The following is a 25,851-nucleotide window of genomic DNA, read 5'->3' on the forward strand; positions in this document are numbered from 1 at the left end:
TTTATTTCAAAGGCTTGTGTACAAACCACCAGTCAAAAGCATCAATTTCTTTTGATTTAATCTTTTCTTTTCTTTCATTTGCAGAAGCTTCATCAGTGGATGGTGGGACTATTACATGGTCTTTAATTAAGTAGTTATTTGGCCATTTTTCAGGGAGTGCCACGCCGTATTGGTCTGCTGTTTGCAATGCTTTTAATGCTCTTAATATTTCATCTACATTTCTTCCAACTTCTTGTGGATAATACATTATAAGTCTTATTGTTCCTTTGTCGTCTACTATAAATACTGCTCTTACAGTATTGGTACCTTTGCCTGGATGAATCATTCCTAATTGATTAGAGACTTTTCCTAAGTCATCAGCTATAACTGGGAAAGGAATAGCTATGTTTGTGTTGTCCTTTATCCACTCTACCCATTTTATGTGGGAGAAAACTTGGTCAACTGATAGACCTATTAATTCAGTGTTTAATTCTTTAAAGTCATTGGCTTTCCTTGCGAATTCTACAAATTCTGTTGTGCAAACTGGCGTAAAATCTGCTGGATGGCTAAAAAGCACAAACCATTTTCCTGCATAGTCTTCAGGGAGTCTCTTCACTCCGTGAGTTGTCATTACCTCCATTGATGGAAATTTTTCTCCTAATAATTTCATTCTAATTTCTTCCATTTTACTTTTCCTCCTTATTTTTTATTTTTTCATTGCATTTTTTACATATGCCGTAGACATTTATGTCAACATTTCTAATTACAAAGCCTTTTAATTCTTCTACAGCTATAATTTTTTCCGATACTGGAAAATCATAAACATTTCCACATATCTCACACCTAAAATGCCCGTGAAAGTAAGTGTTTATATCATATCGCAGTTCTTTTTCCTTCAAGGACAAGGCATTTACAACACCTTTTTTCATAAACAATTCTAGTGTGTTGTAAACACTTGTCTTTGAAAGGGTAGGGATATCGTTTATTAGAGATTGATAGATGTCATCAGCTGTGGGATGTATTCTATTGTTCAATAAATACTCTAATACCTTTATCCTTATAGTAGAGGGCTTTATGTCATGTCGTTTTAAATAATCTCTTAACTCCACGATTGTATAAGTCATTTTCATTTACTTCTTTCTCACAATTATTTTGCTGTATAATAGCATCTTTTAGGAGATATTATTAAATCCTCTTTTTTTAGCTCTTTTATGATTTTATCTACTTCTTTTTTGTCTAAATTAGCTTTTTGTGCAATATCTCCTGGTCTTAGAGGCTCAGAGGATTCTTTTAAAGTTTTTAGTACTAATTCTTTTACTTCCATTTATCCCACCTCTTTTGTATCAAGTTCAATTTTGTATTAAGTACAATTTTATTATAATATCAATTTTTATTTTTGTCAACAATTTTTTGTTTTATTTTTTCCTTCATCAGGAGAAATTATTAAAAAATGAAGCAGTAATCTTCAAAAAAACATTGACAATTTTAAAGGAAAAGTATATTATAATAATAGAATGCATTCGGTTGCATAAAAGTTCTTGACATTTCTCCCCGATTTGATTAATTTTCAAAATTAATCAAATTCTTTTTTTAATGTATGATGCATCCGATTGCATTTACTAAAAAGAATAGGAGAGGTCTTATAAAATGTCCGAAATAAGATATGACCTTATAACTGGTAGAATGGTAGTTATAGCTACAGAGCGAAGTAAAAGACCTCATGATTTTAACATAACTCATGGGGAAAAGAAAAATAATAATAATTGTCCTTTTTGCCCCGGAAATGAAGAGATGACTCCTCCTACTTTAGTTGAAATTAAAGATGAAAAAGGGAATTGGTTAGTGAGAGGTTTTGAAAATAAATTTGCAGCTGTGAATAGAGATTTAAAAAGTTTTGAGGTGCCATCCCTTTATAAAGCGGAATATGGCTATGGTGTAGCAGAAGTGATAGTAGAGTCACCAGAACACGATGTAACTTTTGGAAGTTTATCTTTAGGGCAAATGCAAAAAGTTTTTAAGGCAATAATTGAGCGTTATAAAAAAATTGCTCAAGACGATAAAATAAAATACATTCAGGTGTTCAAAAATTTTGGAGCAAGAGGAGGAGCTTCCTTAGAACACGGGCACTGGCAGATTATAGCTGTTTCTTTTGTTCCAGATGTAGTAGAGAAAGAGGTAACAGGTACACAAGAATATATTAAGAAGCAAGGCAAATGTCCTTATTGTGAAATTATCAAATATGAAAAAGAAGAAGGTAAAAGGATAATAGGTGAAAATGAGAATTTCATTGTTATTGCTCCTTATGCATCTCAATATCCTTATGAGTCATGGATAATACCAAAAGAGCATCAGGAGCGATTTGAAGAGTTAAAAGAAGAAAATATTGAAAATTTAACCGAAATTTTAAAGAATCTTATAGAAAAGTACGAGAGAGAATTTAACTTTCCGCCATATAATATTGTGATTCACACATTACCAATTTCTGATATAAGAAATTACCATTGGCATATTGAAATTGCTCCAAGGCTTACTGTGGCAGCGGGTTTCGAGTTAGGGACGGGAGTTTATATAAATCCTGTGCCACCAGAATTGACGGCATCAGTTTTAAAAATAGATTGAGATTCTATTGAAAGAAGTGGTCAAATGTATATTGGTGAGACCTTCAACTTTGAAAATATACCTACAAAAATGAAAGATATAATTAAAAATATAGATAAAGATAATTTTAAAAAGTTTAGATGGTTTCAGGAGAAGGCTTATAATATTTTAGACATATTTTTATTTGATTATGCAACGTTGTCTAAAAAGGAAGCGGAGATTATAATTGCAGCTATTATAGCTTTTGTGGTGAAAGCTCCAACGAGTAATAAGGAGATTACTTTGCTTTATTATGTGCCTTTAATTATAACTCCTTATTTTAGGAATAATGATTTAATAGATATTATCGAGAGTCCAAATTTAAAAGTTTTTATATATGATGGAATTGACGATATAAATTATGTTAAGTTTTTAAATAAAGTGTTAAGTGAAGAAACAGTTATAAAATTTGAGTCTGGTGCCCAATTAATTCCTTATAATCTTAAAAAAGACGATATATACAGTTCAAGAAGGTTGAGCAATAAGTCAAGTAATAGTTTAACGTTTTTGCAAAAAGATGAAATAATAAAGACTTATAGAAAATTTGTAAAAGGAATTAATCCTGACCTTGAAATGACTTTTGAACTTAAAAATGCAGGTTTTGGAAATGTTCAAGATATAAGAGGTTATTTTTTATATGAAGATAGGAACAAAGAAAGGTATACTGTTGCTATAATAGTGGAACACATTAAAAATAGGGGAGACATGTGGCAATATACGCAAGAGTATTTGTCTTCTGTAATTTCTACTTTATCAGATTATGATGAAATTGAAGAAAGTTACGTAGAAGGATACTTGAGCAATTACCTTGAAGAGGTAAGGGAGATAGCAAGGATAATTGCCGATATGCATATTAAATTGTCTTATATTGATAAAGAAGATTTTGCTAAAAGGAATGTGGAAATATCAGATGTTGAAGAAGTGTTGAAGAGCATAAAAAATAATTTCGCTAAACTTTTAAATTTTGTAAAATTGTCTACTTTTGATGAACAAATAACTTCAATGATAGAAGAGATTATAAAGCAACAAGAGTTTTTAATGAGCAAATTAGAAGAATTTAAAGATACTGCTGTTTTTGGCAAATATATAAGATGCCATGGAGACCTACACTTAGAGCAAATTTTAAAGACCGAAGAGGGATATGTGATAATAGATTTTGAAGGGGAACCGACAAAACCTATTGAGGTGAGGAGAAAAAAAATATCTCCCTTGAAAGATGTGGCAGGCATGGTACGTTCTTTTAGTTATGCTGCTTATGCTGCTTATTTTAATTATCTTAATGCAAAAGGTAAGTTGCAGGATGAAAAAGTAGAAAAAGTGCTGTCAGTGTGGGAAAAAGCTGTCACGGAGACTTTTGTAGAGAACTATTTGGAATTGGTGGTAAGGGAAGCACCAGACATTATACCAGAGGGTGAAAATTTCGATAAGGCTTTAGCTATTTTTAAATTAGACAAAGCTCTTTTTGAGGGAATTTATGAGGTAAATAATAGACCTTCTTGGTTTAGAATACCTTTAAAAGGCATTTTAGGATGTATTGAGGATTTAAAATTAGAAAAACACGGATCGGAGGTAAATTATGGATAAGTTAAAAGTTACGATGTTTACAAATGAATACCCTCCTAATATTTACGGTGGAGCTGGCGTTCATGTAGATTATCTTGTCAAGGAATTGTCTAAACTGATGGAAGTAGACGTGAGATGCTTTGGTGACCAAAATTATACGGCTGATAATCTAAAAGTCCGTGGATATAAAGAGTGGGATAAGTTAAAGGAAAATTCAGATCCAAGATATCAGAAAATTTTAGGGCCTTTTTCCATTGATTTGGCAATGGTGAAGGATGATATAAACTCAGATATTTTGCACTGCCATACCTGGTATACTTTCATGGCGGGTTTTTTAGCTAAAAAATTGTATGATAAACCCCTTGTAGTTACAGTTCACAGCCTTGAGCCTTTAAGGCCATGGAAAGAGGAACAGTTAGGCAATGGATATAAATTAAGTTCTTGGATGGAAAGAACAGGGATTGAAGCCGCCGATAGGGTTATAGCAGTATCACAAGGTTCGAAAGAAGATATATTGAAGTATTACAATATTCCAGAGGAAAAAGTTGAAGTTATATATAACGGCATAGATTTAAACCAATACCAAAAAACAGATAGAAATATTGCTCGCAAAGAATATGGAATTGAGGGTAAATACATTCTCTTTGTAGGAAGAATATCAAGGCAAAAGGGCATTACTCATTTAATAGATGCAGTAAAGTATCTACCTAAGGATATAAAGGTTGTACTATGTGCTAGCTCTCCAGATACACAAGAGGTTTTAGAAGAAGTAGAGCAAAAGGTTAAACTTTACGACAATATTATTTGGATAAACAAAATGGTGGGAAAAGAAGAAATTATAGAGTTATACAGCAATGCGGAAGTTTTTGTATGTCCTTCTGTTTATGAACCTTTTGGCATAATAAACTTAGAAGCAATGGCTTGTAAAACTCCTGTTGTGGCAAGTGCTACAGGAGGAATTAAAGAGGTTGTAGTTCATGAAGAGACAGGATTCCTTGTAGAACCAGGCAATCCTCAAGAATTAGCAAAATATATAAACATACTTTTAAATAACAAAGATTTAGCTATAAAATTTGGAGAAAATGGGAGAAAACGTGTTGAAGAGATGTTTAGTTGGGAAAGCATTGCTAAAAAGACTTATGAGATGTACAAGGATGTAATAGAGAAATATAAAAAATAAATGCACTAAGGCAGGGGTGACAATTGCCCTGCTTTGTTTTTTTGTGTTATAATAAACTTAAAAAATAATGGATGGTGTGACGATGGAAGGACAATCTTTTCTTTATAATGCGATAATAAATTATGGATATATAGCGCTTTTTATAGGGCTTATGATTGAAGGAACTGGAATGCCGGGACCAGTGGAAATATTATTTTTTGCTGCTGCGTATTTAGTTACAAAAGGGGATATGAATCTTTTTTATGCTATACTCATCGCTGCATTAGGAAATGTAACAGGAAATGTAATAGCTTATTTGGTAGGCTATTATAAAGGTAGGCCTGTTGTTGAAAAATACGGTAAATATTTAAAAATAACAGTAAAAGACCTTGAAGCTATGGATAAATGGTTTGCTAAATATGGAGGATTTACGGTTTTATTAGGTAGGTTAATAGGACTTCCGCGGACCCCGGCTATTTGGGCTTCAGGTATAACCCGTATGAATTTTACTGTGTATGTGATATTTTCTGCTATTGCTGATTTTATATGGTCTACTTTTTGGGCAGGAGTATCTTATCTTGCTGCTATGCAATTGATTAGAATAGACTTTTTTGCGAAAAGTCAACCACCTTGGGTATATTTTGCTTCTACAGTAGGTTTCATGATATTTTTGTATGTAGTTTGGAGGGTAGTCCTTTGGATGAAAGAAAAGTATTTAACGTAACTATTGAAAAGATAACAAGTGTTTCTGACCTTTTAGATATAGAGGATATATGGCATGAGTTAGAGGATGTGGCGGAAATTTATCCTTTTAATACTTTTGAATGGGTATTAAACTGGTGGAAATATTTTGGCTATGGTAAAAGACTGTGGATACTGCTCTTTTATGAAGGAAATACACCTATTGGCATTGCACCTTTTATGATGACATATTTTGAAAATGGACTTTTGGCAAGAAGGATAAAGTTTATAGGTTCTAATAACAGCGATTATCTTGATTTTATTGTGAGAAAAGGTTATGAAAATCAATTTTATATGAGTTTAGTGAATTTTTTAGAAAGATATATAGATGCTTTTACAGTTTTGGATTTGGAACATATTCCTGAAAAGAGTGAGTTTTTTCCCTACCTAATGGGGAGTGACCTTTATTATGATTATGATGTGCAAGATATATGTCCATATGTGGAGTTACCTCAAAGTTGGGAAGAATATTTAAACAGCTTAGACGGAAAATTTAGACGAAATCTCAATTATGAAACGAGAAGATTTTTTAAGGAATACGACGGAAGTTTTTCAATGGTGAAGGATATAGAATCAATAGATAAAGCAATGGATAATTTAATAGTTCTTCATCAAAGACAATGGAGGCAAAAGCATATGCCTGGTGCTTTTTATTCTAAGAGAATAAGGGAGTTCCACAAAGATGTGGCAAAAGACATGCTATTAAAAGGAGAATTGAGTCTTTTTGAATTAAAAGACGGGGGAAAAACCGTTGCTAGTCTTTTAAGTTATCATGTAGGGGATAAAAGGTATTATTATATAAGCGGTTATGATTTGGATTATAGCAAAAGAAGTGTTGGTACTATAATTTTAGGTCTTGCTATAAAGCAATCTATTGAAGAAGGAGATAGAATATTTGATTTTTTAAGAGGAGATGAAAAGTACAAAAAAAACTGGACTTCTTTAAAAAAGCGAAATATACGATTTGTGGCGGCAAGGCCCACAATGGCAGGTAAATTTTTTTGCTACTACATAATTGCGGAAAACAAAATTATTAGAAAAATTAAAGACAGGTTTAGTGAATAAAACCTGTCTCAATTTATTGACAAAGTTGAAAAATATTCAAAGGAGATATTTTGCATCGTCACTCCGATGTTCCAAAGCGACAAAACTAAACTCGACCTTCGGGTTCCGGCAGGGTACCGGGCACATTCGACATCCTTGTCTTAGTGCCCGCCTCCGCCATCCGTGGCTACAGCCCTGCCTCCAACCCTCGGTCTTGTTAAGTTTTGTTGACGCTTTGTCACAAGTCGCACCGATTGCAAAATATCTCCTTTACGAAAGTTTGTCTACAGTCTGAGACAGGTTTAGTGAATAAAACCTGTTTTTAATATATTAAGTAGGTAAGAGGGTTTAAGGAGTCACAGGTTTAGCGTAAAAGAATTTAATAGGGTCACTGTATTTAGGCACTACTATTTTATCAGAAGTTTGTATATCTACTTTGATACCATAAAATCTTAAAGTATCTACTATTCCGCCTTTTAAATTAAGGGCTGCTTGTAATGTGTCAGGGTCTCCTATTGCTTTTATTACGTAAGGAGGAGCGTACCTCGTGGAGTTTATGTTTATTGTGGGGCCTACACATCGTATTTCAGATGTTGCAATTATTCTTTGGTCATTTATAGCTATTGCTTCAGCTCCACCCGCTCTCAATTCATTTACAATACTTAATAAATCTTCATCATGGACTAAGTACAAATTAGGGTCTTCACCGTCTCGAGGCTGTAATTCGCTATCATTTACCGTTACTATAACTCCCGGGCCTATCATATCTGTAAGGCCTGATAAAATTTTATATTTTTCAACATCCTGCTGTAGATTTTTTAAAGCGGCATCATCTTTTGATGCAGCATCTTCGTACTCTTTAAATCTTTTAGTGAGCTCTTCTAATTGCTGTTCTAGATTATCCTTTTCTTCTTGAGCTTTTTTGAGTTGCTGAGTAAGTTCTTCTAATCTTGCATAATTTGTAGCTGAAATAGAGGTAGGAGGTCTATTACCGCCTTGTACAGTTTTAAATTGCATAGAAATCATGAGACCCATTGCAATAAATACAAGCATCAAAGATAAAGTTTGCAATGTTTTTCCTTTCAATTTCTCCACATCCTTTCTCTATATAAAAAGACGCATTCATCTTTCTTTTAGTTTCACCTTATATACATTTCTATAAACAACTGTAACACTCTATAAATACTATAACACGGAAAATATTAAAATTTATTAAGAAATTATTAAGTTTTTATTACAAAAAGGTTACAAAAAACTCTGATACTTTTTATATCAGAGTTTCAGGAGAGTCCTCTTTTATTGCGTTTTCTATGGAGTTTTTAAGAAATAATATTTCCTCTAATTCTTTATTGTATTTATCTATTTTAAACATGGTGCTTTTGTATATGCGTATATCTTCTTCGTTTTTTTGTATACATTTTTTAAGAGAGCTTTTTACGGTTTCAAAAAGCGCATCATAAGTGATGTAATTATGTATTTCAAGGTCGGAGATTGGAACTGCGATTAATTCCTCCCCTTCTATTTTATAGTGATAAAAAATGTTGTCGGGTTTTAAAACTATTTTTTCATCTATGCTTTTATCGTAAATTATTATACCTTCTCCTATTTCAAAGGTTTTACCGCTATAACTTCTAAGTTTTATATTTTCGACTCCTATGTATTTTTTTATTACCAAAAGTATGTTTTTTATTTCTGAAATGGATTTTACAAGCACCTCTTGCATTTTTTTACTTGCTATTTCTTTATCTTTTTCGCTTTTTATAAGTTCTTCCATTAAAGATTTTATTTCTTGTATATCTCCCATAAAATATCACCTCTTTCTTAATATTCCACAGAGAACTTATTTTAAACGTTGAATACATTAAATTATTAGAGGGAAAAATAGACTTGACTATTTTTTGAAATTTGATAGACTTTTATTAACAGATAATTAATATTAAAAAGGAGAAGATATTATGAGCAAAATATCTGTAATAGGCTCTGGATTTGTCGGTGCTACTACTGCATACACACTGGCTTTGAGTGGGATTGCCAAAACTATTGTATTAATAGATATTAATAAAGACAAAGCGGAAGGTGATGCTCTTGATATAAGCCACGGGGTACCATTTATTAGTCCAGTTGAAGTGTATGCGGGAGATTATGGTGATGCTGCAGGTTCTGACATAATAATTATTACAGCAGGAGCAGCACAAAAGCCGGGAGAAACCAGACTTGACTTAGTGAAGAGAAATACGATGATTTTTAAAGACATTGTAGCAAAACTTATAAAAGTAAATGACACAGCAATATATCTTATAGTTACAAATCCTGTAGATATTCTTACATATGTTACTTATAAAATATCTGGTTTGCCATACGGAAGAGTGCTGGGGTCTGGCACAGTTCTCGACAGTGCGAGATTTAGATATCTTTTAAGCAAACATTGTAACATAGATCCGAGAAATATACACGGATATATAATTGGGGAACATGGTGATTCTGAGCTTGCAGCTTGGAGCATTACGAACATAGCAGGTATACCAATTGATAATTATTGCAATTTATGTGGAAAAGCATGTGAAAAAGATTTTAGAGAGGAGATTTTTAATAATGTTGTAAAAGCGGCCTATACGATAATAGAAAAAAAGGGTGCGACATATTATGCGGTTGCTCTCGCAGTAAGAAGAATCGTAGAAGCCATTTTCAGAGACGAAAATTCCATTTTAACTGTGTCATCTCCGCTAACCGGCCAATATGGTGTTACAGATGTGGCTTTGAGTCTTCCCTCCGTTGTTGGACGAAATGGAATCGTGAATATACTTGAATTACCACTTTCACAGGAAGAAATTGCTGCTTTTAGAAGGTCAGCCGAAATTATAAAAAGTGTAATACAAGAGCTTGATATATAAGAGGGGAAACCCTCTTTTGTTGTATATAAAAAGTTACAGCGTGAAAATATATAATTAGATAATAATTTTTTTTAGGGTGTGATAGTTGTGCAGAAAATAACTCAGCAGGAAATCATTTTAAGTTCCTTTGTTGAAGCACAAAATTTAGAAAAGATACTGTTGGATAAAGTAAGAGAATATGGGAAACAATCAGTGGACAATCAAAAAAAAGCATTGCTAAAGCAAATTGAAATAATGATAAAAAATCATAAAGAAGACATACAAAAGGCACAAAAGGCTATGCATATTAGTTCTCTTGTCAAAAAAAATACGTCTCAAGAACCTTTAGACATGCTTCAAGATTTATTAAAAAATTTAGTTAATATTCAAGCCTTCTATAATGAAACTGTTGTGAATATTACTAATCCTTACGTTAGGCAGTTGTTTACTCAAATGAGGGATGATGTTATGAGATTTATTTCTATTCTTCAAATAGAAATTGAAAATCTGGAATCGAAACCTTCTATTCCAAATAACACAATTTTAAATACACCGGAGATGAGTTAACATGAAAGTGGCCATTATCGGGGCTGGAGTTTCAGGACTGACTGCGGCAATTACTTTTCAAAGGTATGGCATCACACCAGATATTTTTGAAAAAAAGTGCAAAATAGGCGAATTATTTAACCATGTTGCCGGATTATTGAAAGTAATAAATAGGCCTATAAAGGATCCGCTTCATCATCTTAAAAATGTTTATGGAATAGAAGTTAAACCAATTGACACAATTGACAAAATAGTAATGAAGGGACCAACTGTAACGGCTTCTGTTACGGGAAGTAATCTTGGGTATATGATTTTAAGGGGACAGGACGCAAACTCTCTTGAAAATCAATTGTATAATAAGTTAGAAATACCAGTTAATTTCAATATAGAAGCTGATTATAAGAAGTTAAAAAATGATTACGATTATGTCATTATTGCTACGGGAAGTTCGCAAATTCCAAAAGAATTGGGTTGCTGGCAAGAGCTGGTGACGACCTGGGTGAGGGTAGCAAATGTTTTAGGGAATTTTGACCCGAAAACTCTTTTAATGTGGATAAACACTCTTTACACTAAAAGCGGTTATGTATATCTCATGCCTTATAATGAAAGAAGAGCGGTCTTAGCTATGGTATTGCCTTATATTTCAAAAGAAGAGTTGCAATATTATTGGGATACATTTTTAAAGGTAGAAAAGATGCATGTGGATATTGTAAATATGGTGGATTTAGAGCATACTTCGGGTAATTGTTTTCCACATCAATATGAAAATCTGATTTTTGTTGGGAATGCAGGAGGAGCTATAGAGCCTTTTTTAGGTTTTGGGACTTTTAACTCTATTGTAAGTGGAGCTATAGCAGCAAAAAGTATAGCTGAAGGAGTCGATTTTAAAAAAGAAATAAGCTTTTTATCTGAGGCAAATATAAAGATGTTAGAATTTAGAAAAGCTTTAGACCTTATGGACAATGATAAGTTGGATAAGTTTATAAAAATTCTTACATTTCCTCCTGTGAAAAAACTTATTTACAATACTAATTTCAATGCTATAAAATATGGCTCTATTTTTATGAAATATACAATAAATAAAATGAACAATAAACCTTATGAACATAGAAAGAAGGTATAAAAATGAGAGTGGCAATAATTGGAGCAGGAGTAGCAGGCCTATGTTGTGCATATACTCTTGAGAAATTAGGTATACCTTGCGACATTTACGAAAGAAAACATACAATTGGAAGCCTGTATTCTTACGGAGAATTGTTATTGCAGATTGTGCATAGACCTTGTAAGGATCCTTTTAAGTTTATAGCTAAAGAGTTTGGAATTTTAGTTGAGCCTTTGACTGAAGTAAAAAAGATAGTTATCAAATCTCCAAAGAGGGAAGCTTTCATTGAAGGTAAAAAACTTGGATATATTGTAAAAAAAGGTCAAGAACAGGAAAGCATAGAAAACCAATTAGCAAAAAGAATAAATGCAAAGATAAATTTTAATGTTAATGCGGATTATAGGGAATTAGCCAAATCTTATGATTATGTGGTAGTTGCTACAGGCAGCAGCATGATAGCAAAGCAACTTACCGAAGTTAAAAATGTAGTTTCTTCAAGGATTAAAGGAGGAATTGCATTAGGAGATTTTGAGCCTCATACTGTGTATTTATGGCTTAACACTCTATATGCAAGGTCAGGCTTTGGATATCTTGTACCTCTTAGTAAAAATAAAGCCTCAATAATTCTTGTGGCTACTTATACGCAAAAAGAAGAGATTGAAAATATGTGGCATACATTTTTGTATCAAGAAAAATTAAATTATGAGATGATAGAAACTTTTGAAACGCAATTGGACATCAGTATAACAGATAGACATCAAATAGACAATATGTATCTAATAGGAAATGCAGGTGGATTTTTAGACCCTTTTTTAGGATTTGGACTTTTAAACGCAGTGGAGAGCGCAGTCTATGCGGGAGAATCAATAAAACATGGTGAAGATTATGAGAAAAAAGTAAAAAAAATAACAGATAGAGTTGATAAACTTGTAGATTTTAGGAAGATGATGGATAGGATAAAAAATGAAGACTATGATAGAATAGTAAAAGTGATTGGGAATCCTATAGTTAAAAGAGTGATGTACAAAACTAATTTAGATGTGATAAAATATTTACATTTTCTTATGAAAATAACAAATAGGACCCAGTAATTAAACTGGGCCTTAAATATTCCACAATTGAAGTCCTGTTGTTTCATCGTAAACTCTTTCCAAATTATTGTCGCCGTAATCTGTTATTACGAATTCTGCAGCAAATATTATTGTCCCTTCCATTAAATGACCGCCAAAAGCGTTTCCGTTTTTATCTGCTAATGTTATGTGGACATGAGCAAAGGGCTTGCCATCTTTTACTGAAATATTTCCTGTAGCATTTAGTATTTCCATGTGCTCGTCTTTTGATATGTAGATGTAGTTTTTGCTTTGTGCATCGTAGTAGCCAAATACTGCTTTTGATACAGCACCTATTATGCGTATTTCACCAGAACGTATATTTTCACTGGCGATGACTTTATTAATTTCTTCTAAAAGGTCTTTACCATATGGAAATCTTCCCATGAACCTTCTTTCAATTAATACACTTTTATACCCCATAAAACCACATCCTTCTAATTTTCATTTTTTACAATATAATTATATCACAAAAAACTTGTTTCAGCATGGCATTTGCATAGTACAAAATTTTGGCCCATGACCGGTTGTTACAAAAAGTTGTAATATGAACTTCAGAATAGTATAATTAATTATTAAGAAGGAAAGATTGGTAAGGTAAGTTAAGGCATAGAAATTAAAACTTGTAAGGAGAAAGATGTATGGGACCTTATGAAAAAGAAATACAAAGCATAAAAAATCAGATAATTCAAAAATATAAGCCAGAGGATATATACCTTTTTGGTTCATGTGCGAGAGGTATAATAACTAAAAGAAGTGACATAGATATATGTGTGATTATTGCTACGGATAATAAAAGAAAACTCATTCAGCAAATGCTCATAGAACTTGATTACACCGTTGACATAGATATAATAGTTTACACTCCGGAAGAATGGAAAAAGTACAAAAATGACCCTTCAACTTTCGCTTATTTAATTAAATCAAAAGGAGTGAGTTTGCTTGGTTGATTCTAAAAAAATTGAAGACTGGTTTAATATGGCTAAGAAAGATTTTAATGGTGCAAAAATTTTGTATGAACATGGTGGCGATTATTATCTTATATGCTTTCACTGTCAACAAGCTATAGAAAAATATTTAAAGGGTTATTTAATATCAAAAACGGGTGTAATTAATGAAGGACATAGTTTGGTAAAACTTTGTAAAGAAGCACAAAAATATAATGAGAATTTCAAAAATTTTCTTAAGGATTGTGCATTAGTAAACTCATATTACATTGAAACAAGATATCCTGCTGAAGAACCTCTTTATGTGGAGAAAGAAGAGGTTTTGGAATGCATGAGAATAACAGAAGAAATTATGAATTTTATAGATAAATTAGTACAAGAAAAGAACTAAAAAGGCGGTTTTCCCGCCTTTTTTATCATCTAAATAAAGCCACAAAGACAAGGGTTATTGTGCTTATGAGCTTTATGAGAACGTGCAGTGAAGGACCGGCTGTATCTTTAAATGGATCACCTACAGTGTCTCCTACAACTCCAGCTTTATGAGCTTCAGACTTTTTACCACCGTAATTGCCAAGTTCTATAAATTTCTTTGCGTTATCCCACGCACCGCCGCCGTTGTTTAAGAATAAAGCCAGTATTACACCTGAAATAGTACCTATCATTAAGAAAGCTGCTGCAGCTTCCTTACCAAGGATTACGCCTACTAATATCGGTGTTACTACTACGATAAGTCCTGGAATTACCATTTCTTTTAAAGCGCCTTTAGTTACAATATCTACTGTTTTAGCATAGTCTGGCTTTGTTGTACCTTCCATTATGCCGGGAATTTCCCTAAACTGTCTCCTAACTTCCAGAATAACATATTGTGCAGCTCTACCAACAGCTCTTATTGCAGTTGAACTAAACAGATATACAATCATTGCTCCTATAAATGCTCCTATGAAAACTTCGGGTTTTCCTATATCTACAGCAAACCAAGAATCAATAGGTTTACCCAGTATCTTTTTGACTTCGTCCAAATATGCAGAGAAAAGCAAGAAAGTTGCAAGAGCGGCTGAACCTACTGCGTATCCTTTTGTCAAAGCTTTGGTAGTGTTTCCACAAGCGTCTAACCTGTCTGTCACATGTCTTACTGACTCTGGTGCTCCTGACATTTCAGTAATTCCACCAGCATTGTCAGTAATAGGTCCAAATGTATCCATTGCAAGTATATAAGCTGTTGTTGACAGCATGCCCATTGTTGCAATAGCTGTGCCGTAAAGTCCAGAAGTCCCTATATGAGGAAGTGCTAATTCACCAAGTTTATATGCTATAAATATTGCTGCAGATATAAATATAACTGGAAGGGCAGTAGATTCCATACCCACAGAAATACCTGTAATTATGTTTGTAGCAGCTCCTGTTGTGGAAGCTTTGGCAATTTCCTGTACAGGACGTTTATTTACAGAAGTATAATAGTCTGTCAAGAATACAAAGATGTAACTTAGTGCAACACCTGTTACTACTGCACCATACAGTAACCAATAATTAACTTCACTGCCATCAGGCAAATGTCCAGAAAGCATTATTTTTACTGCAAAGAAAAGAGCGATTAAATTTACAACTGTAGTGACAAAGTAACCTTTATTTAAAGCTATCATTGGGTCTTTTGATTCATCTTTTGTATTGACGAAAAAAATACCTATGATAGAGGCAATTATACCTATTGCACGGGCTACTAATGGAAATAGTATTCCTTTCCAACCAAAAACGGGATAAAGACCTACTCCTAATATCATAGCGCCAATATTTTCAGCAGCAGTTGATTCGAAGAGGTCAGCTCCTCTTCCTGCACAGTCTCCTACATTATCTCCCACAAGGTCAGCTATAACTGCGGGATTTCTTGGGTCATCTTCTGGAATTCCCGCTTCTACTTTACCCACAAGGTCGGCCCCTACATCAGCAGCTTTGGTATATATACCACCGCCTAGCTGGGCAAATAATGCTACGAAAGAAGCACCAAAACCAAAACCGACGATTAGAGAGGGAGCTTCTTTTATCAAGTTTTCTTGACCTGACAAACCACCATATGCCAAAAACAAGGTAGCAACTCCAAAGAGTGACAAGGCGGTTACGGCCAGACCTGTCACAGCTCCTCCTTTTAAAGCAATTTGCAGAGCCCTGTTAAGGCCAGATTTTGCACCAGCCGCAGCTCTTACATTCGAATTTACTGCCATATACATTCCAATGTAACCCGACAGAGCTGAACAAAAGGCACCTGTAATAAAGGCGAGTCCTACATGCCATGCAAAACTTAACGCAGTACTTGTTCCTTCAGATAAATGTCCATAATAATTAGCTACAATAATTATTACAGCTACAATTAATGCTAAAAATGCAATTGTTTTATATTGTCTGTTTAAAAAAGCCATAGCTCCTTCTTTTATAGCGTCTGAAATTTGTTGCATTTTTTCATTGCCTTTATCTTGTGCAAATATAAATTTAACTAAGCCAATTATAACGAGGGCTGCAATAATTATAACCCCGTAAATTAAAACAAGATAGGAACCCAATTTGTATCATCCCTTTCTTTGTATTTTTACCACTATTCATTACTATTTCGACAAACTTTTAAAAATTCCTTCAATTATTTTTGAAATGTTTCTAATTTAAACGATATAACTGAAATTAATTGAAAGTACAAAAATCGCAAACAAATAAGACATGCTATTGAAAAAATATATATAATAATTTAAAATATAAGCATAAGTAGTATAACATTATTAATAAAATATATTATACTAATCCAAAAAAAGGAGGAATTAATTTGTCAAAAATAACTTTAACTGTGATTAAAGCGGATGTTGGTGGTTTTGTAGGGCATACAGATGTACATCCTGAACTTCTTGAGATTGCTAAGAAACATTTAAAAGAAAAAGGAAAAATGCTCATTGACTTTCATGTGACTAGAGTAGGAGATGACATTGAACTTATAATGACCCATAGAGAAGGAGTAGATAGCGAGAAAGTTCATAAACTTGCATGGGACGTATTTTGGATATGTAGTGAGAAAGCTAAAGAACTTAAATTGTACGGTGCAGGACAAGATTTGCTGAAAGATTCATTTTCAGGTAATATAAAAGGGTTAGGACCGGGAGTTGCAGAGATGGAATTTGAAGAAAGAAAAAGTGAGCCTGTCATAATTTTTATGGCTGATAAAACAGAGCCAGGAGCATGGAATTTACCCCTTTACAAGATGTTTGCAGATCCTTTTAATACAGTAGGACTTGTAATTGACCCTAATATGCACCAAGGATTTAAATTTGAAGTTTATGATATGATTGGGCATAAAAAAATAATATTTGAAACTCCAGAAGATATTTATGATATGCTGGTCTTTATTGGAGCGACAGGACGACACTCTATACGAAAAGTGTATACAAAAAACAATGAAATTGCAGCAGTGTCTTCTACTCAAAGAATGAATTTTATGGCTGGAAAGTATATAGGAAAGGATGACCCTGTACTTATTGTGAGATGCCAGAATGGTCTTCCAGCAATAGGTGAAGCGTTGGAACCTTTTGCTAATTCCTATCTTGTTACTGGTTGGATGAGGGGGTCTCATAATGGCCCTATGATACCTGTTTCATTGGAAGATGCTGTGCCTACCAGATTTGATGGGCCTCCAAGAGTATGCGCACTTGGCTTTCAATTAGCAGAGGGTAAGCTTATTGGCCCACAGGACTTCTTTAAAGATGTTGCTTTTGACAATGCAAGGGAAAAAGCGTTAGAAATGGCCGATTATATAAGGAAGATGGGACCCTTTGAGCCTCACAGGTTGCCTTTAGAGGAATTGGAATACACTACCCTACCTCATGTTGTTGAAAAACTTCAAGGGAGATGGAAGGAAGAATGAGGTGCAAATTGCGCCTCATTTTTACATTTTTTCATGAAAGGACTTTTGAAAAGTTTATCGAATAAATATAAAAGATTGGACAATTTTTATGTGACAACTATTTAATAATTTTGAATTGATATGTAATTGTTAATGTTTTATTATTATTGTAAGGGATACACAAGGAGGTAGTAGCGATTTTTATGAAAACGTTAAATGAAAAGTTTTTTAAGTTAATGGACAAGGTCATTTTAATTTTGCTTATTTTGATAGCAGCATTGAGCATTTTTCTATATAAGCTTCAAAAGGTAGAAGAGCCCATTTTTGCAAAAACGCCTCAATATCACTTTTATATGGTAGCTCAAAATTCTGTAGATCCTTTTTGGAAAGAAGTGAAAATGGGTGCTATGGATGCCGCAAAACGTTACAATGTTGCAATTGAATTTAATGCTCCTAAATTTAATAACATCCAAGAGGAACTTCAGTATTTGGATATTTCTATACTGTCTAAAGTTGATGGCATAATAACTCATGTTTCAAACAGTAAAGAATTTGTAGACTTGATTGAAGAGGCCTATAAAGAAGGGATACCAGTAGTTACTATAGAAAATGACGCAAAAGATAGCAAAAGACAGGCTTTTATAGGTACTAACAGTTTTCAGCTAGGTGAAGAAGCCGGAAAGCTTATGATTAAAGCCACCAAAGGAAAAGCCAACATTGCTATAATTGTTAGCAATGATTATCAATTGGACACTGTAAATCAAAATTTGAAAATCAATGGTTTTTTAGATGCCATAAAGGATTATCCTCAAATGAAAGTAGTAAAAGTTTACACTTCAAAATTAGGTACTTTAAGTGCAGAAGAAATTACTCAGTCAATTATAAGCAGTAAGCAAAACATAGATGCAATTTATACTACAGATTCTGTGGATACTATTGGTACTGCACAAGTAATAGTTGATTTTAACAAGGTGGGAGACATAGCGATTGTAGGATATGGAGATACAGCGGATATTTTAAGGTATATCGACAAGGGAATAATATACGGTACAGTTATGAGTGACCCTTACAGAATAGGATATGAAAGTGTAAAATCTATGGTGGAAATTAAAGAAAAAAATAATGTTTCTACATTTGTTGATATAGGAGTAAATGTTATTACCAAGGACAATGTCAAAGAATATTTCAAAAGAATACAATCAATAGAATAAGGTGATGGCATGAAAAAAGATATGTGGGGATTTACGGGCATAAGGCGAAAATTGATAGTTTATTACCTCATAATCACTATTTTAATGGGTATCACAAGTTTTTATTCGTATTATAATGCAAAGTCAGTTATAAATCGTTTAAAATCAATTTTTGTGGATTATATATACCTTAACAATTTAAATACAGATGTAAACATGTTGGAAACAGAAGTGGAGAAATATTTATCTACCAAATCATCAGACGCCCTTTTAAATTATTATACCCTCTATAACAAACTTCAAGAGCAAGCCTCCGCTATTTTAAATGAAAAAAACTATGACCAGGATGGTTTAATGTTAAAGGATATAGGGAATATGATTGAAAGCCTTCTGAATGAAACTGACGCAGCAATAAATGCTAAAAGAGGCAGGATAAGCAGCGAGTACATTGCACATTTTACGAGGTCCAATAAAATAAGTGAATATATAAAATTTTACATTAATAATCTTCTCAACAGTAAATTGCAAGAGGGTTCTTTAAAATATGCATCTATAACAAAAAACATGGAGTTTATAAGTTATTTGAATGTGTTTTTGATAATAGGTTCTATTCTTTTTAACATATTTCTTGCAATATTTTTTACCTATCGAATTACAAAACCTCTTATAGACCTTTCTCATTTGGCAGTGAGAGTTTCAAAAGGAGATTTTGATGTAAAACCGCTTTCTATAAAGACAAACGATGAGATAAATATACTTGCAGAAGCTTTTAATAAGATGGTAGTAAGCATAAAAAATTATATAGGAGAAATAAAAAATCAGGCAGAAGTAGAGAAAAAATTAAAAGAACAAGAGATGCAAAATCTCAAAATGAGAAATATTTTAAAAGAGGCAGAACTTAAGGCTTTGCAGTCCCAAATAAATCCACATTTTCTCTTTAATACCCTAAATGCAGCTGCACAATTAGCGATGATGGAAGGGGCAGATAAATCTTCGGAGTTTATAGAAAACGTTGCAAACCTATTTAGATATAATCTAAAAAAATTGGATACTACAGTTACTTTGCAGGACGAGATAAACAATGTAAAGACATATATGTACATTTTGAAAACGAGATTTGGCGACAGAGTAGATTTTAAAGTAGATGTAGACGAAGGGGTTTTAGATGTAGAAATGCCTTGTACAATAATTCAGCCTGTAGTTGAAAATGCATTTATTCACGGATTAGAAGATGTAGAAAAAGGAGGTTTTATTAAACTTACGGTAAAGAAGGATAATGATAAAGTTTTAATAGAGGTTATTGACAATGGGATAGGAATGAGTGAAGAAAAAGTAAGGGCAATATTATCAGCAGACAATGAGGATTTATCTAAAAGGCATGTTACGGGAATTGGCATGCACAATATCATAAACAGATTAAGACTTTTTTATAACACTTCTGCTATAGAAGATGTAATTGAGATAGATAGCAAAATAGGAGAAGGAACAAAAGTTACTTTAAAAATTCCTTTAATGAAAGGTGATAAAGAAAATGATTAAATTGCTTATTGCGGATGATGAGCAAATAGTTATAGATTCAATTAAATTTATCATAGAAAAGAATGATGTAAAAGCTGATATAATTGGTTTTGCCAAATCTGGAAGAGAAGCCATTGAAAAAGTGGAAATTTTAAAGCCTGATGTAGTTTTTATGGATATAAAGATGCCAGGAATAGATGGAATTGAAGCTATAAAGCAAATTAAAGAGAGGCATAAGGACATAATTTTTGTTATTATTACCGCTTATGAGTATTTTAATTATGCGAAAGAAGCAATAGACCTTGGAGTGTTAGATTATCTTTTAAAGCCCCTTAATAGAAATAAAGTCGTAGAAACTATAAAGAAAGCTATTGAGGTGATTGAAAAAAGAAGAGAGGCAATGTTAAAAGAGTTAGAGTTAAAGGAGAAGCTCAATAAGATTATTCCTTATTTGGAAGGGCAATTTTTGTATACTACTCTTTTTAGCGGTATAACTTATGATGACTTGTCCTTTTATGAAGATATATTTGGAATAAAATTAAAACGTGGTTATGCCATGATAGTAACAGTGGAGGATTTTGGTAAAAATATCAAAGACCAAAGTCTAAAATTGAGCATAGAAAAACAAAATTTTTATGATTATTTTAAATCAATTGTAAAAAATATTAAAAAATGTTTGATAGGTCCATATTCTATTGACAAATTATTTGTGTATTTTCCTGTAGAAGGGGAAAATTCATTTGAGATTAAAAATAATTCTATAGAAACAGCGCAGAAAGTAATAGAAGCTATAAACCAAAAAGTGGAAATTCCTTACAGGATTGGAATAGGTAGAGTTTATAGTTTTGATAATATTTTAAAGTCTTATTATGAAGCAGAAATGGCATTAAAAATGGCAAAAAATGAACTGATTGTGCATTTTGATGATATTGCAATGCCTCAAAATAGATTTAAGCCTTATCCTATTAATAAAGAAAGACTTTTTATTGATAGACTTATGACTGGAGACCTTCAAGGATCTTTTAGCATATTTAATGAAATTTACGAATGGATGGTTTTAGAATACCAAGAGGATGTAGATAAAATAAAGTCCAAACTTATAGAAATAATAGGTGTTATTAAAAGGAATCTTTCCTATTATGCAGAGGAAGAAAACTTTATTGAAAACCGAGAGTTGGAAGAAATTCTGAAAATAAACGATGTTGATAAAATAAAGTTTATATTTATCAATACGCTGAAAAATCTATTCGAAAACATAAAGACTATCAACAAAGAAAAAATGGATACCTTTATGGCCAAAATAATTAGGTTTATAGAGGACAATTTCAATAAAGACATCACATTGGATGATGTTGCAAAAGAAGTAAATATGAGTTACCACTATTTTAGTAAATTTTTCAAAGAGCAAACTGGAAAAAATTTTATCGATTACTTGACAAATTTGAGAGTAACTAAAGCTAAAGAGCTATTAGAGGATGAAACTGTAAGCATAAAAGAAGTGTGCTATAAGGTTGGTTACAGCGACCCAAATTATTTTAGCAAGATATTTAAAAAAGCTACAGGGATGACGCCTACAGAGTACAGATTGGCTATTTACAAAAAGGGGGTGTGATTGGTGGAGAGTAAAAATGTAATCAAAGTGATAGTAGCAATTGCCCTTATGATTATTTTAGGTGTTTTAGTTTTTTTGACTGTTAAGCATGTAGTAGCATATAGAGAGGTAAAGAACCTAAATTCTAACTTAGATAAAAAAGAACACAAAATTAAAATTGGTTTTTCTCTTGGTACCTTAAAAGAAGAAAGATGGATCAAAGATCGAGATATATTAATGGCAAAGTTGCGGGAATTGGGGGCAGAGGTTTTAGTGCAAAACGCTAATAATGATGACCAAGACCAATTAAAACAGGTGAGATACCTTTTGGACCAAAAAATTGACGTACTTATCATTGTTCCTAATGACCTTGAAAAAGCCTCTTATGCGGTATCATTGGCACAAAAAGAAGGAGTAAAGGTGATATCCTATGACAGGCTTGTTACAAAATCAAATGTAGACCTTTATATATCCTTTGACAACGTAAAAGTTGGAAAACTGATGGCGGAATATTTAGTGAAAAAAGTGCCAAAAGGAAATTATCTCATAATAAACGGTGCTACGACGGATAACAACACAAAAATGATAAAGGAAGGATATGACAGTGTTCTAAATTCCAGAATTGAAAGTGGAGACATAAAAATTGTAAAAGAAGACTGGGCACCTAATTGGATGACGGAATATGCTTTTAATTCTACTGATGAACTGCTGCAAAAGGGTGTGAAAATTGATGCCGTAATAGCAGGGGATGATGCTTTAGCAGGAGGAATTATAGAGGCTTTATCAGAGCACAGATTGGCGGGAAAAGTATTGGTTGCAGCTCAGGATGCTGACCTTGCTGCATGTCAAAGGATAGTGGAAGGAACTCAGGCTATGACAGTGTACAAACCAATTGATAAATTGGCAGAAGCCACCGCAAAAATGGCTATGAAACTTGCAAGGGGAGAAAAATTAAACGTGAAGAATACCATATATGACGGGAAATATTACGTTCCTTATTATGTTCTTGAACCAATTGCTGTTGATAAAACTAATATAGATGATACTGTAATAAAAGACGGTTTTCACAATCGCGATGAAGTATACAGAAATATATCTAAATGATTATTCAGGCTTTAAGCCTGTATTTTTTTGTCTTAAAAAAATACAGATTGATAAGTTAAAAAATTTAAATCGCCAAAAAAGTAAAGGATAACAAAAAAAGTTCCAGAGGCATTTTGAGGGGGGAAGTAGAATTAATTATTAAAATAAATTTTTAGAAAGGAGAGATAATGTACAATGAGTAACAAGCGTAGACTTGTAGTGGTAGTGATAGCAGTCCTGTTGTTAGTATCTGCTTTTCTCGGTGGTTGTGGTTCCTCAAAACAAACTTCTAATTCGTCTTCTAATTCATCTTCTTCAAACCAGGCTTCTAATAACAAAATAGCTGTTGGTATTGTATTACCAACAAAGGATGAGCCAAGATGGATTCAAGACGAGACTCGCTTTAAGGATGCATTAAAAAATACCCCTTATTCTGCTGAAGTTCTTTTCAGCCAAGGCGATCCTGCTAAAGAGAAAGCCAATGTAGAAACTTTGATAAGTAAAGGTATAAAGGTACTTATCCTATGTCCTCAAGATGCAAATGCAGCAGCAGCTTCTGCAGAGGAGGCTAAAAAAGCAGGTGTAAAGGTTATATCTTATGACAGATTAATACTTAATACAGATGCAGTAGATTATTATGTCACTTTTGATAGTGTACAGGTAGGTAAAGAACAAGGACAATATTTAGTTGATCATGCAACGGGTAAAGGCAATCCTTTATATCTCTATGCTGGTGCTTTATCTGATAACAACTCTTTCTTATTCTTCCAAGGCGCATGGGAAGTTTTACAGCCAAAGATCGCTGATGGTACTTTTGTAATTGCAAATTCTGACAAAGCAGTTGCATTAAAAGATAAAAAAGATTTAACTCGTGATGAAATGGCAAGTATTATAGGACAAATTACTACAAATTGGGATTTTAATACTGCTAAAAACCTTGCTCAGGCAAACCTTGCTAAGGCGCCAAAAAATTTAAAGGGTAATGTATTTATACTTGCTCCTAATGACGGTACTGCAAGGTCAATAGCAGACACTTTTAAGGCAGATCCGGACATCAAAAGTTATGTAATTACTGGACAAGATGCTGAAAAACCATCTATTCAATACATTATTGATGGCAAACAATCTATGACTGTCTTTAAAGATGTTAGGATTCTTGTTAAGGATGCAATAAATGCTGCTTTGACATATTTAGACGGAAAAACACCAGAATCTACAAAAACTTATAATAATGGTGTAAAAGATGTTCCTTCTAAACCATCTCCTGTACAAGTAGTAGATAAGAATAATGTAAAACAAGCCTTAATAGATTCTGGATATTACAAAGAAAGCGATTTTACTTGGCCTAAATAATGTTGGAGGTGTAAAGAATGGGTACCCCGCTTATAGAGCTTGTAAACGTAACTAAAAGTTTTTCAGGTGTACAAGTATTATTTGGTGTAAATTTTAAAGTTCAACCAGGGGAGATACATTGTTTAGTTGGAGAAAATGGAGCCGGCAAAAGTACTTTAATGAAAATCTTAAGCGGGGTATACCCTTATGGTGAATACGAAGGAGAGATAAGACTTGAGGGATACCCTGTAAGATTTTTTAGCATAAAAGACAGTGAAAAAGCCGGAATTTCCATTATCCATCAAGAACTTTCTTTAGTTCCAGAGATGACAGTATATGAGAATATCTTTTTGGGAAATGAAATTAAAAAGGGAAGTATTGTAGATACTTTTGAGGAAATAGAAAGAGCACGACAACTTTTATTAAAAGTCAAAGGTGAAAATATTAATCCTACTGTAAAAGCTAAGGACCTTAGTGTAAGTATGCAGCAGCTTGTTGAAATAGCAAAAGCACTTTCAAAAAATCCCAAAGTGTTAATTCTGGATGAGCCAACTTCTGCTTTAAGCGAAACTGAAAGTGAAAATCTACTTATTCTTCTGAAAGAACTTAAAGAACAAGGAGTTACAATTATTCTTATAAGTCATAGATTAAAAGAAGTTTTGAAAGTGGCGGATTCTATAACTGTTTTACGAGATGGGCAAACAGTAGCCTATTTTAATTGCAAAACTGAAGAAATAGATGAAAAAAAGATAATAAAGCATATGGTTGGAAGAGAGATTACAAATCTTTATCCAATGCCTATAGCTAAACCTTTAGATGAACCCATAATGGAAACTAAAAATTGGAATGTAGTTGAACCCAATACAGGCCGCTATTTAGTAAAAGATGCGAACATTGTATTAAAAAAAGGAGAAATAGTAGGGTTATTTGGATTAGTTGGTGCTGGACGTACAGAATTTGGACTTAGCCTCTTTGGGAATCCATATGGCTACATTGTTTCTGGAGATATAATATTAAAAGGCAGAAAAGTAAAGTTTAAAACTCCGGAAGATGCAATTAAGCAGGGAGTGCTTTATTTAACGGAGGATCGAAAAGAAAAAGGGCTGATTTTGATAAACAGCATAAAGGAAAATATAAGTTTGGCGAATTTAAAAGCTTTAAAGAAAGGAATTACAGTTGATGAAGCTAAAGAGATAGAAATAGCCCAAGGTTTTCAGAAAAAACTTAATATAAAAGCTCGTAATGTTGAAGTTAATGTTTCTACTTTGAGCGGAGGGACTCAGCAAAAAGTTTTGGTAGCTAAAGGCCTTTTTGCTGAACCAGATGTTATTATTTTGGATGAACCTACAAGAGGTATAGATGTTGGCGCAAAATATGAAATATACACATTAATAAGAGAATTAGCAAGTGAAGGCAAAGCCATTCTTCTTATATCTTCTGAATTACCGGAAATATTGGGAATGAGTGATAGAATATATGTAATGAGCAAAGGTAAAATTACAGGGGAATTGAAATCAGAAGAAGCCAATCAAGAAATCGTAATGGCTTATGCCGTGAGCTAAAGGA

At 33.0% G+C, this 25,851-nt stretch carries 25 protein-coding genes; 18 read left to right on the plus strand and 7 right to left on the minus strand.

Going from position 1 to position 25,851, the window contains the following annotated elements; all coding sequences use genetic code 11:
• Position 1: 1 nt before the first annotated feature.
• The 3 genes from BUB32_RS00840 to BUB32_RS00850 are packed head-to-tail and all read right to left on the minus strand — an operon-like array spanning position 2 to position 1,303.
• On the minus strand, positions 2-664 hold the full coding sequence (locus BUB32_RS00840; RefSeq protein ID WP_072966599.1) for a peroxiredoxin: 663 nt from the start codon (positions 662-664) through the stop codon (positions 2-4).
• Position 665: 1 nt separating this feature from the next.
• Positions 666-1,109, minus strand: coding sequence for a Fur family transcriptional regulator (locus BUB32_RS00845; protein ID WP_072966601.1), 444 nt, complete (start codon positions 1,107-1,109; stop codon positions 666-668).
• 17 nt (positions 1,110-1,126) lie between these two features.
• Entirely contained in the window at positions 1,127-1,303 is a 177-nt protein-coding gene (locus BUB32_RS00850) for a MarR family transcriptional regulator (RefSeq protein WP_072966603.1), read from the minus strand.
• A gap of 323 nt (positions 1,304-1,626) precedes the next feature.
• Here BUB32_RS00850 and galT point away from each other — a divergent pair, with 323 nt between their 5' ends.
• From galT to BUB32_RS00875, 5 genes are all read left to right on the plus strand, one after another.
• Positions 1,627-2,598 (plus strand): galactose-1-phosphate uridylyltransferase, encoded by a 972-nt coding sequence (galT, locus tag BUB32_RS00855; protein ID WP_072966605.1) that lies wholly within the window; start codon positions 1,627-1,629, stop codon positions 2,596-2,598.
• A 24-nt stretch (positions 2,599-2,622) separates the two neighbouring features.
• Positions 2,623-4,200, plus strand: coding sequence for a hypothetical protein (locus tag BUB32_RS00860; protein ID WP_072966607.1), 1,578 nt, complete (start codon positions 2,623-2,625; stop codon positions 4,198-4,200).
• Entirely contained in the window at positions 4,193-5,359 is a 1,167-nt protein-coding gene (gene glgA, locus BUB32_RS00865; RefSeq protein WP_072966609.1) for a glycogen synthase, read from the plus strand. Before BUB32_RS00860 ends, glgA begins: the two co-directional genes overlap by 8 nt.
• An 82-nt stretch (positions 5,360-5,441) precedes the next feature.
• Entirely contained in the window at positions 5,442-6,062 is a 621-nt protein-coding gene (locus BUB32_RS00870; RefSeq protein WP_072966611.1) for a DedA family protein, read from the plus strand.
• Positions 6,035-7,144, plus strand: a complete 1,110-nt coding sequence (locus tag BUB32_RS00875; RefSeq protein ID WP_072966613.1) for a GNAT family N-acetyltransferase — start codon at positions 6,035-6,037, stop codon at positions 7,142-7,144. Before BUB32_RS00870 ends, BUB32_RS00875 begins: the two co-directional genes overlap by 28 nt.
• Before the next feature lie 327 nt (positions 7,145-7,471).
• On the opposite strand, the gene BUB32_RS00885 is transcribed toward BUB32_RS00875, so the two are convergent.
• Positions 7,472-8,218, minus strand: coding sequence for a DUF881 domain-containing protein (locus BUB32_RS00885; RefSeq protein ID WP_200773831.1), 747 nt, complete (start codon positions 8,216-8,218; stop codon positions 7,472-7,474).
• A gap of 172 nt (positions 8,219-8,390) precedes the next feature.
• Complete coding sequence (locus BUB32_RS00890; protein WP_072966617.1) at positions 8,391-8,927, minus strand: hypothetical protein; 537 nt, start codon at positions 8,925-8,927, stop codon at positions 8,391-8,393.
• A 151-nt stretch (positions 8,928-9,078) separates the two neighbouring features.
• On the opposite strand from BUB32_RS00890, the gene BUB32_RS00895 reads away from it, so the two are divergent.
• From BUB32_RS00895 to BUB32_RS00910, 4 genes are all read left to right on the plus strand, one after another.
• On the plus strand, positions 9,079-10,014 hold the full coding sequence (locus BUB32_RS00895) for an L-lactate dehydrogenase (protein WP_072966619.1): 936 nt from the start codon (positions 9,079-9,081) through the stop codon (positions 10,012-10,014).
• A gap of 87 nt (positions 10,015-10,101) precedes the next feature.
• Positions 10,102-10,560 carry a ferritin family protein gene (locus tag BUB32_RS00900; RefSeq protein ID WP_072966621.1) on the plus strand — a complete coding sequence of 153 codons (459 nt, stop codon included), beginning with the start codon at positions 10,102-10,104 and terminating at the stop codon, positions 10,558-10,560.
• Position 10,561: 1 nt separating this feature from the next.
• Positions 10,562-11,662 (plus strand): NAD(P)/FAD-dependent oxidoreductase, encoded by a 1,101-nt coding sequence (locus BUB32_RS00905; protein ID WP_072966623.1) that lies wholly within the window; start codon positions 10,562-10,564, stop codon positions 11,660-11,662.
• Between the two features lie 2 nt (positions 11,663-11,664).
• The gene (locus BUB32_RS00910; RefSeq protein WP_072966625.1) at positions 11,665-12,732 is read left to right on the plus strand and encodes an NAD(P)/FAD-dependent oxidoreductase; all 1,068 of its coding nucleotides are present in this window, start codon (positions 11,665-11,667) and stop codon (positions 12,730-12,732) included.
• A 12-nt stretch (positions 12,733-12,744) separates the two neighbouring features.
• Here BUB32_RS00910 and BUB32_RS00915 read toward each other — a convergent pair whose 3' ends face one another.
• Entirely contained in the window at positions 12,745-13,173 is a 429-nt protein-coding gene (locus BUB32_RS00915) for a PPC domain-containing DNA-binding protein (protein WP_072966627.1), read from the minus strand.
• Between the two features lie 218 nt (positions 13,174-13,391).
• Here BUB32_RS00915 and BUB32_RS00920 point away from each other — a divergent pair, with 218 nt between their 5' ends.
• The gene (locus tag BUB32_RS00920) at positions 13,392-13,700 is read left to right on the plus strand and encodes a nucleotidyltransferase domain-containing protein (RefSeq protein WP_072966629.1); all 309 of its coding nucleotides are present in this window, start codon (positions 13,392-13,394) and stop codon (positions 13,698-13,700) included.
• Positions 13,693-14,088 carry a HEPN domain-containing protein gene (locus BUB32_RS00925; protein ID WP_072966631.1) on the plus strand — a complete coding sequence of 132 codons (396 nt, stop codon included), beginning with the start codon at positions 13,693-13,695 and terminating at the stop codon, positions 14,086-14,088. Before BUB32_RS00920 ends, BUB32_RS00925 begins: the two co-directional genes overlap by 8 nt.
• A gap of 25 nt (positions 14,089-14,113) precedes the next feature.
• Here the strand turns inward: BUB32_RS00925 and BUB32_RS00930 are convergent, their stop codons facing one another.
• Positions 14,114-16,249, minus strand: a complete 2,136-nt coding sequence (locus tag BUB32_RS00930; protein ID WP_072966633.1) for a sodium-translocating pyrophosphatase — start codon at positions 16,247-16,249, stop codon at positions 14,114-14,116.
• 254 nt (positions 16,250-16,503) lie between these two features.
• Here BUB32_RS00930 and fbp point away from each other — a divergent pair, with 254 nt between their 5' ends.
• The 7 genes from fbp to BUB32_RS00965 all read left to right on the plus strand — a co-directional run bounded on the left by fbp (position 16,504) and on the right by BUB32_RS00965 (position 25,847).
• Positions 16,504-17,592 carry a fructose-1,6-bisphosphate aldolase/phosphatase gene (fbp, locus tag BUB32_RS00935; protein WP_072966635.1) on the plus strand — a complete coding sequence of 363 codons (1,089 nt, stop codon included), beginning with the start codon at positions 16,504-16,506 and terminating at the stop codon, positions 17,590-17,592.
• 182 nt (positions 17,593-17,774) lie between these two features.
• Positions 17,775-18,782 (plus strand): sugar-binding protein, encoded by a 1,008-nt coding sequence (locus BUB32_RS00940; protein WP_072966637.1) that lies wholly within the window; start codon positions 17,775-17,777, stop codon positions 18,780-18,782.
• 9 nt (positions 18,783-18,791) lie between these two features.
• Entirely contained in the window at positions 18,792-20,300 is a 1,509-nt protein-coding gene (locus BUB32_RS00945; RefSeq protein ID WP_072966639.1) for a sensor histidine kinase, read from the plus strand.
• Entirely contained in the window at positions 20,293-21,891 is a 1,599-nt protein-coding gene (locus tag BUB32_RS00950) for a response regulator (RefSeq protein WP_072966641.1), read from the plus strand. Before BUB32_RS00945 ends, BUB32_RS00950 begins: the two co-directional genes overlap by 8 nt.
• Before the next feature lie 3 nt (positions 21,892-21,894).
• Positions 21,895-22,974, plus strand: coding sequence for a sugar ABC transporter substrate-binding protein (locus BUB32_RS00955; protein ID WP_072966643.1), 1,080 nt, complete (start codon positions 21,895-21,897; stop codon positions 22,972-22,974).
• A gap of 174 nt (positions 22,975-23,148) precedes the next feature.
• Positions 23,149-24,306 (plus strand): sugar ABC transporter substrate-binding protein, encoded by a 1,158-nt coding sequence (locus tag BUB32_RS00960; protein ID WP_072966645.1) that lies wholly within the window; start codon positions 23,149-23,151, stop codon positions 24,304-24,306.
• A gap of 17 nt (positions 24,307-24,323) precedes the next feature.
• A complete protein-coding gene (locus BUB32_RS00965; RefSeq protein WP_072966647.1) occupies positions 24,324-25,847 on the plus strand; it encodes a sugar ABC transporter ATP-binding protein in 1,524 nt (507 codons plus the stop codon).
• Positions 25,848-25,851 lie beyond the last annotated feature (4 nt).

The organism is Thermoanaerobacter uzonensis DSM 18761 (assembly GCF_900129115.1).
GTDB lineage: Bacteria > Bacillota > Thermoanaerobacteria > Thermoanaerobacterales > Thermoanaerobacteraceae > Thermoanaerobacter > Thermoanaerobacter uzonensis.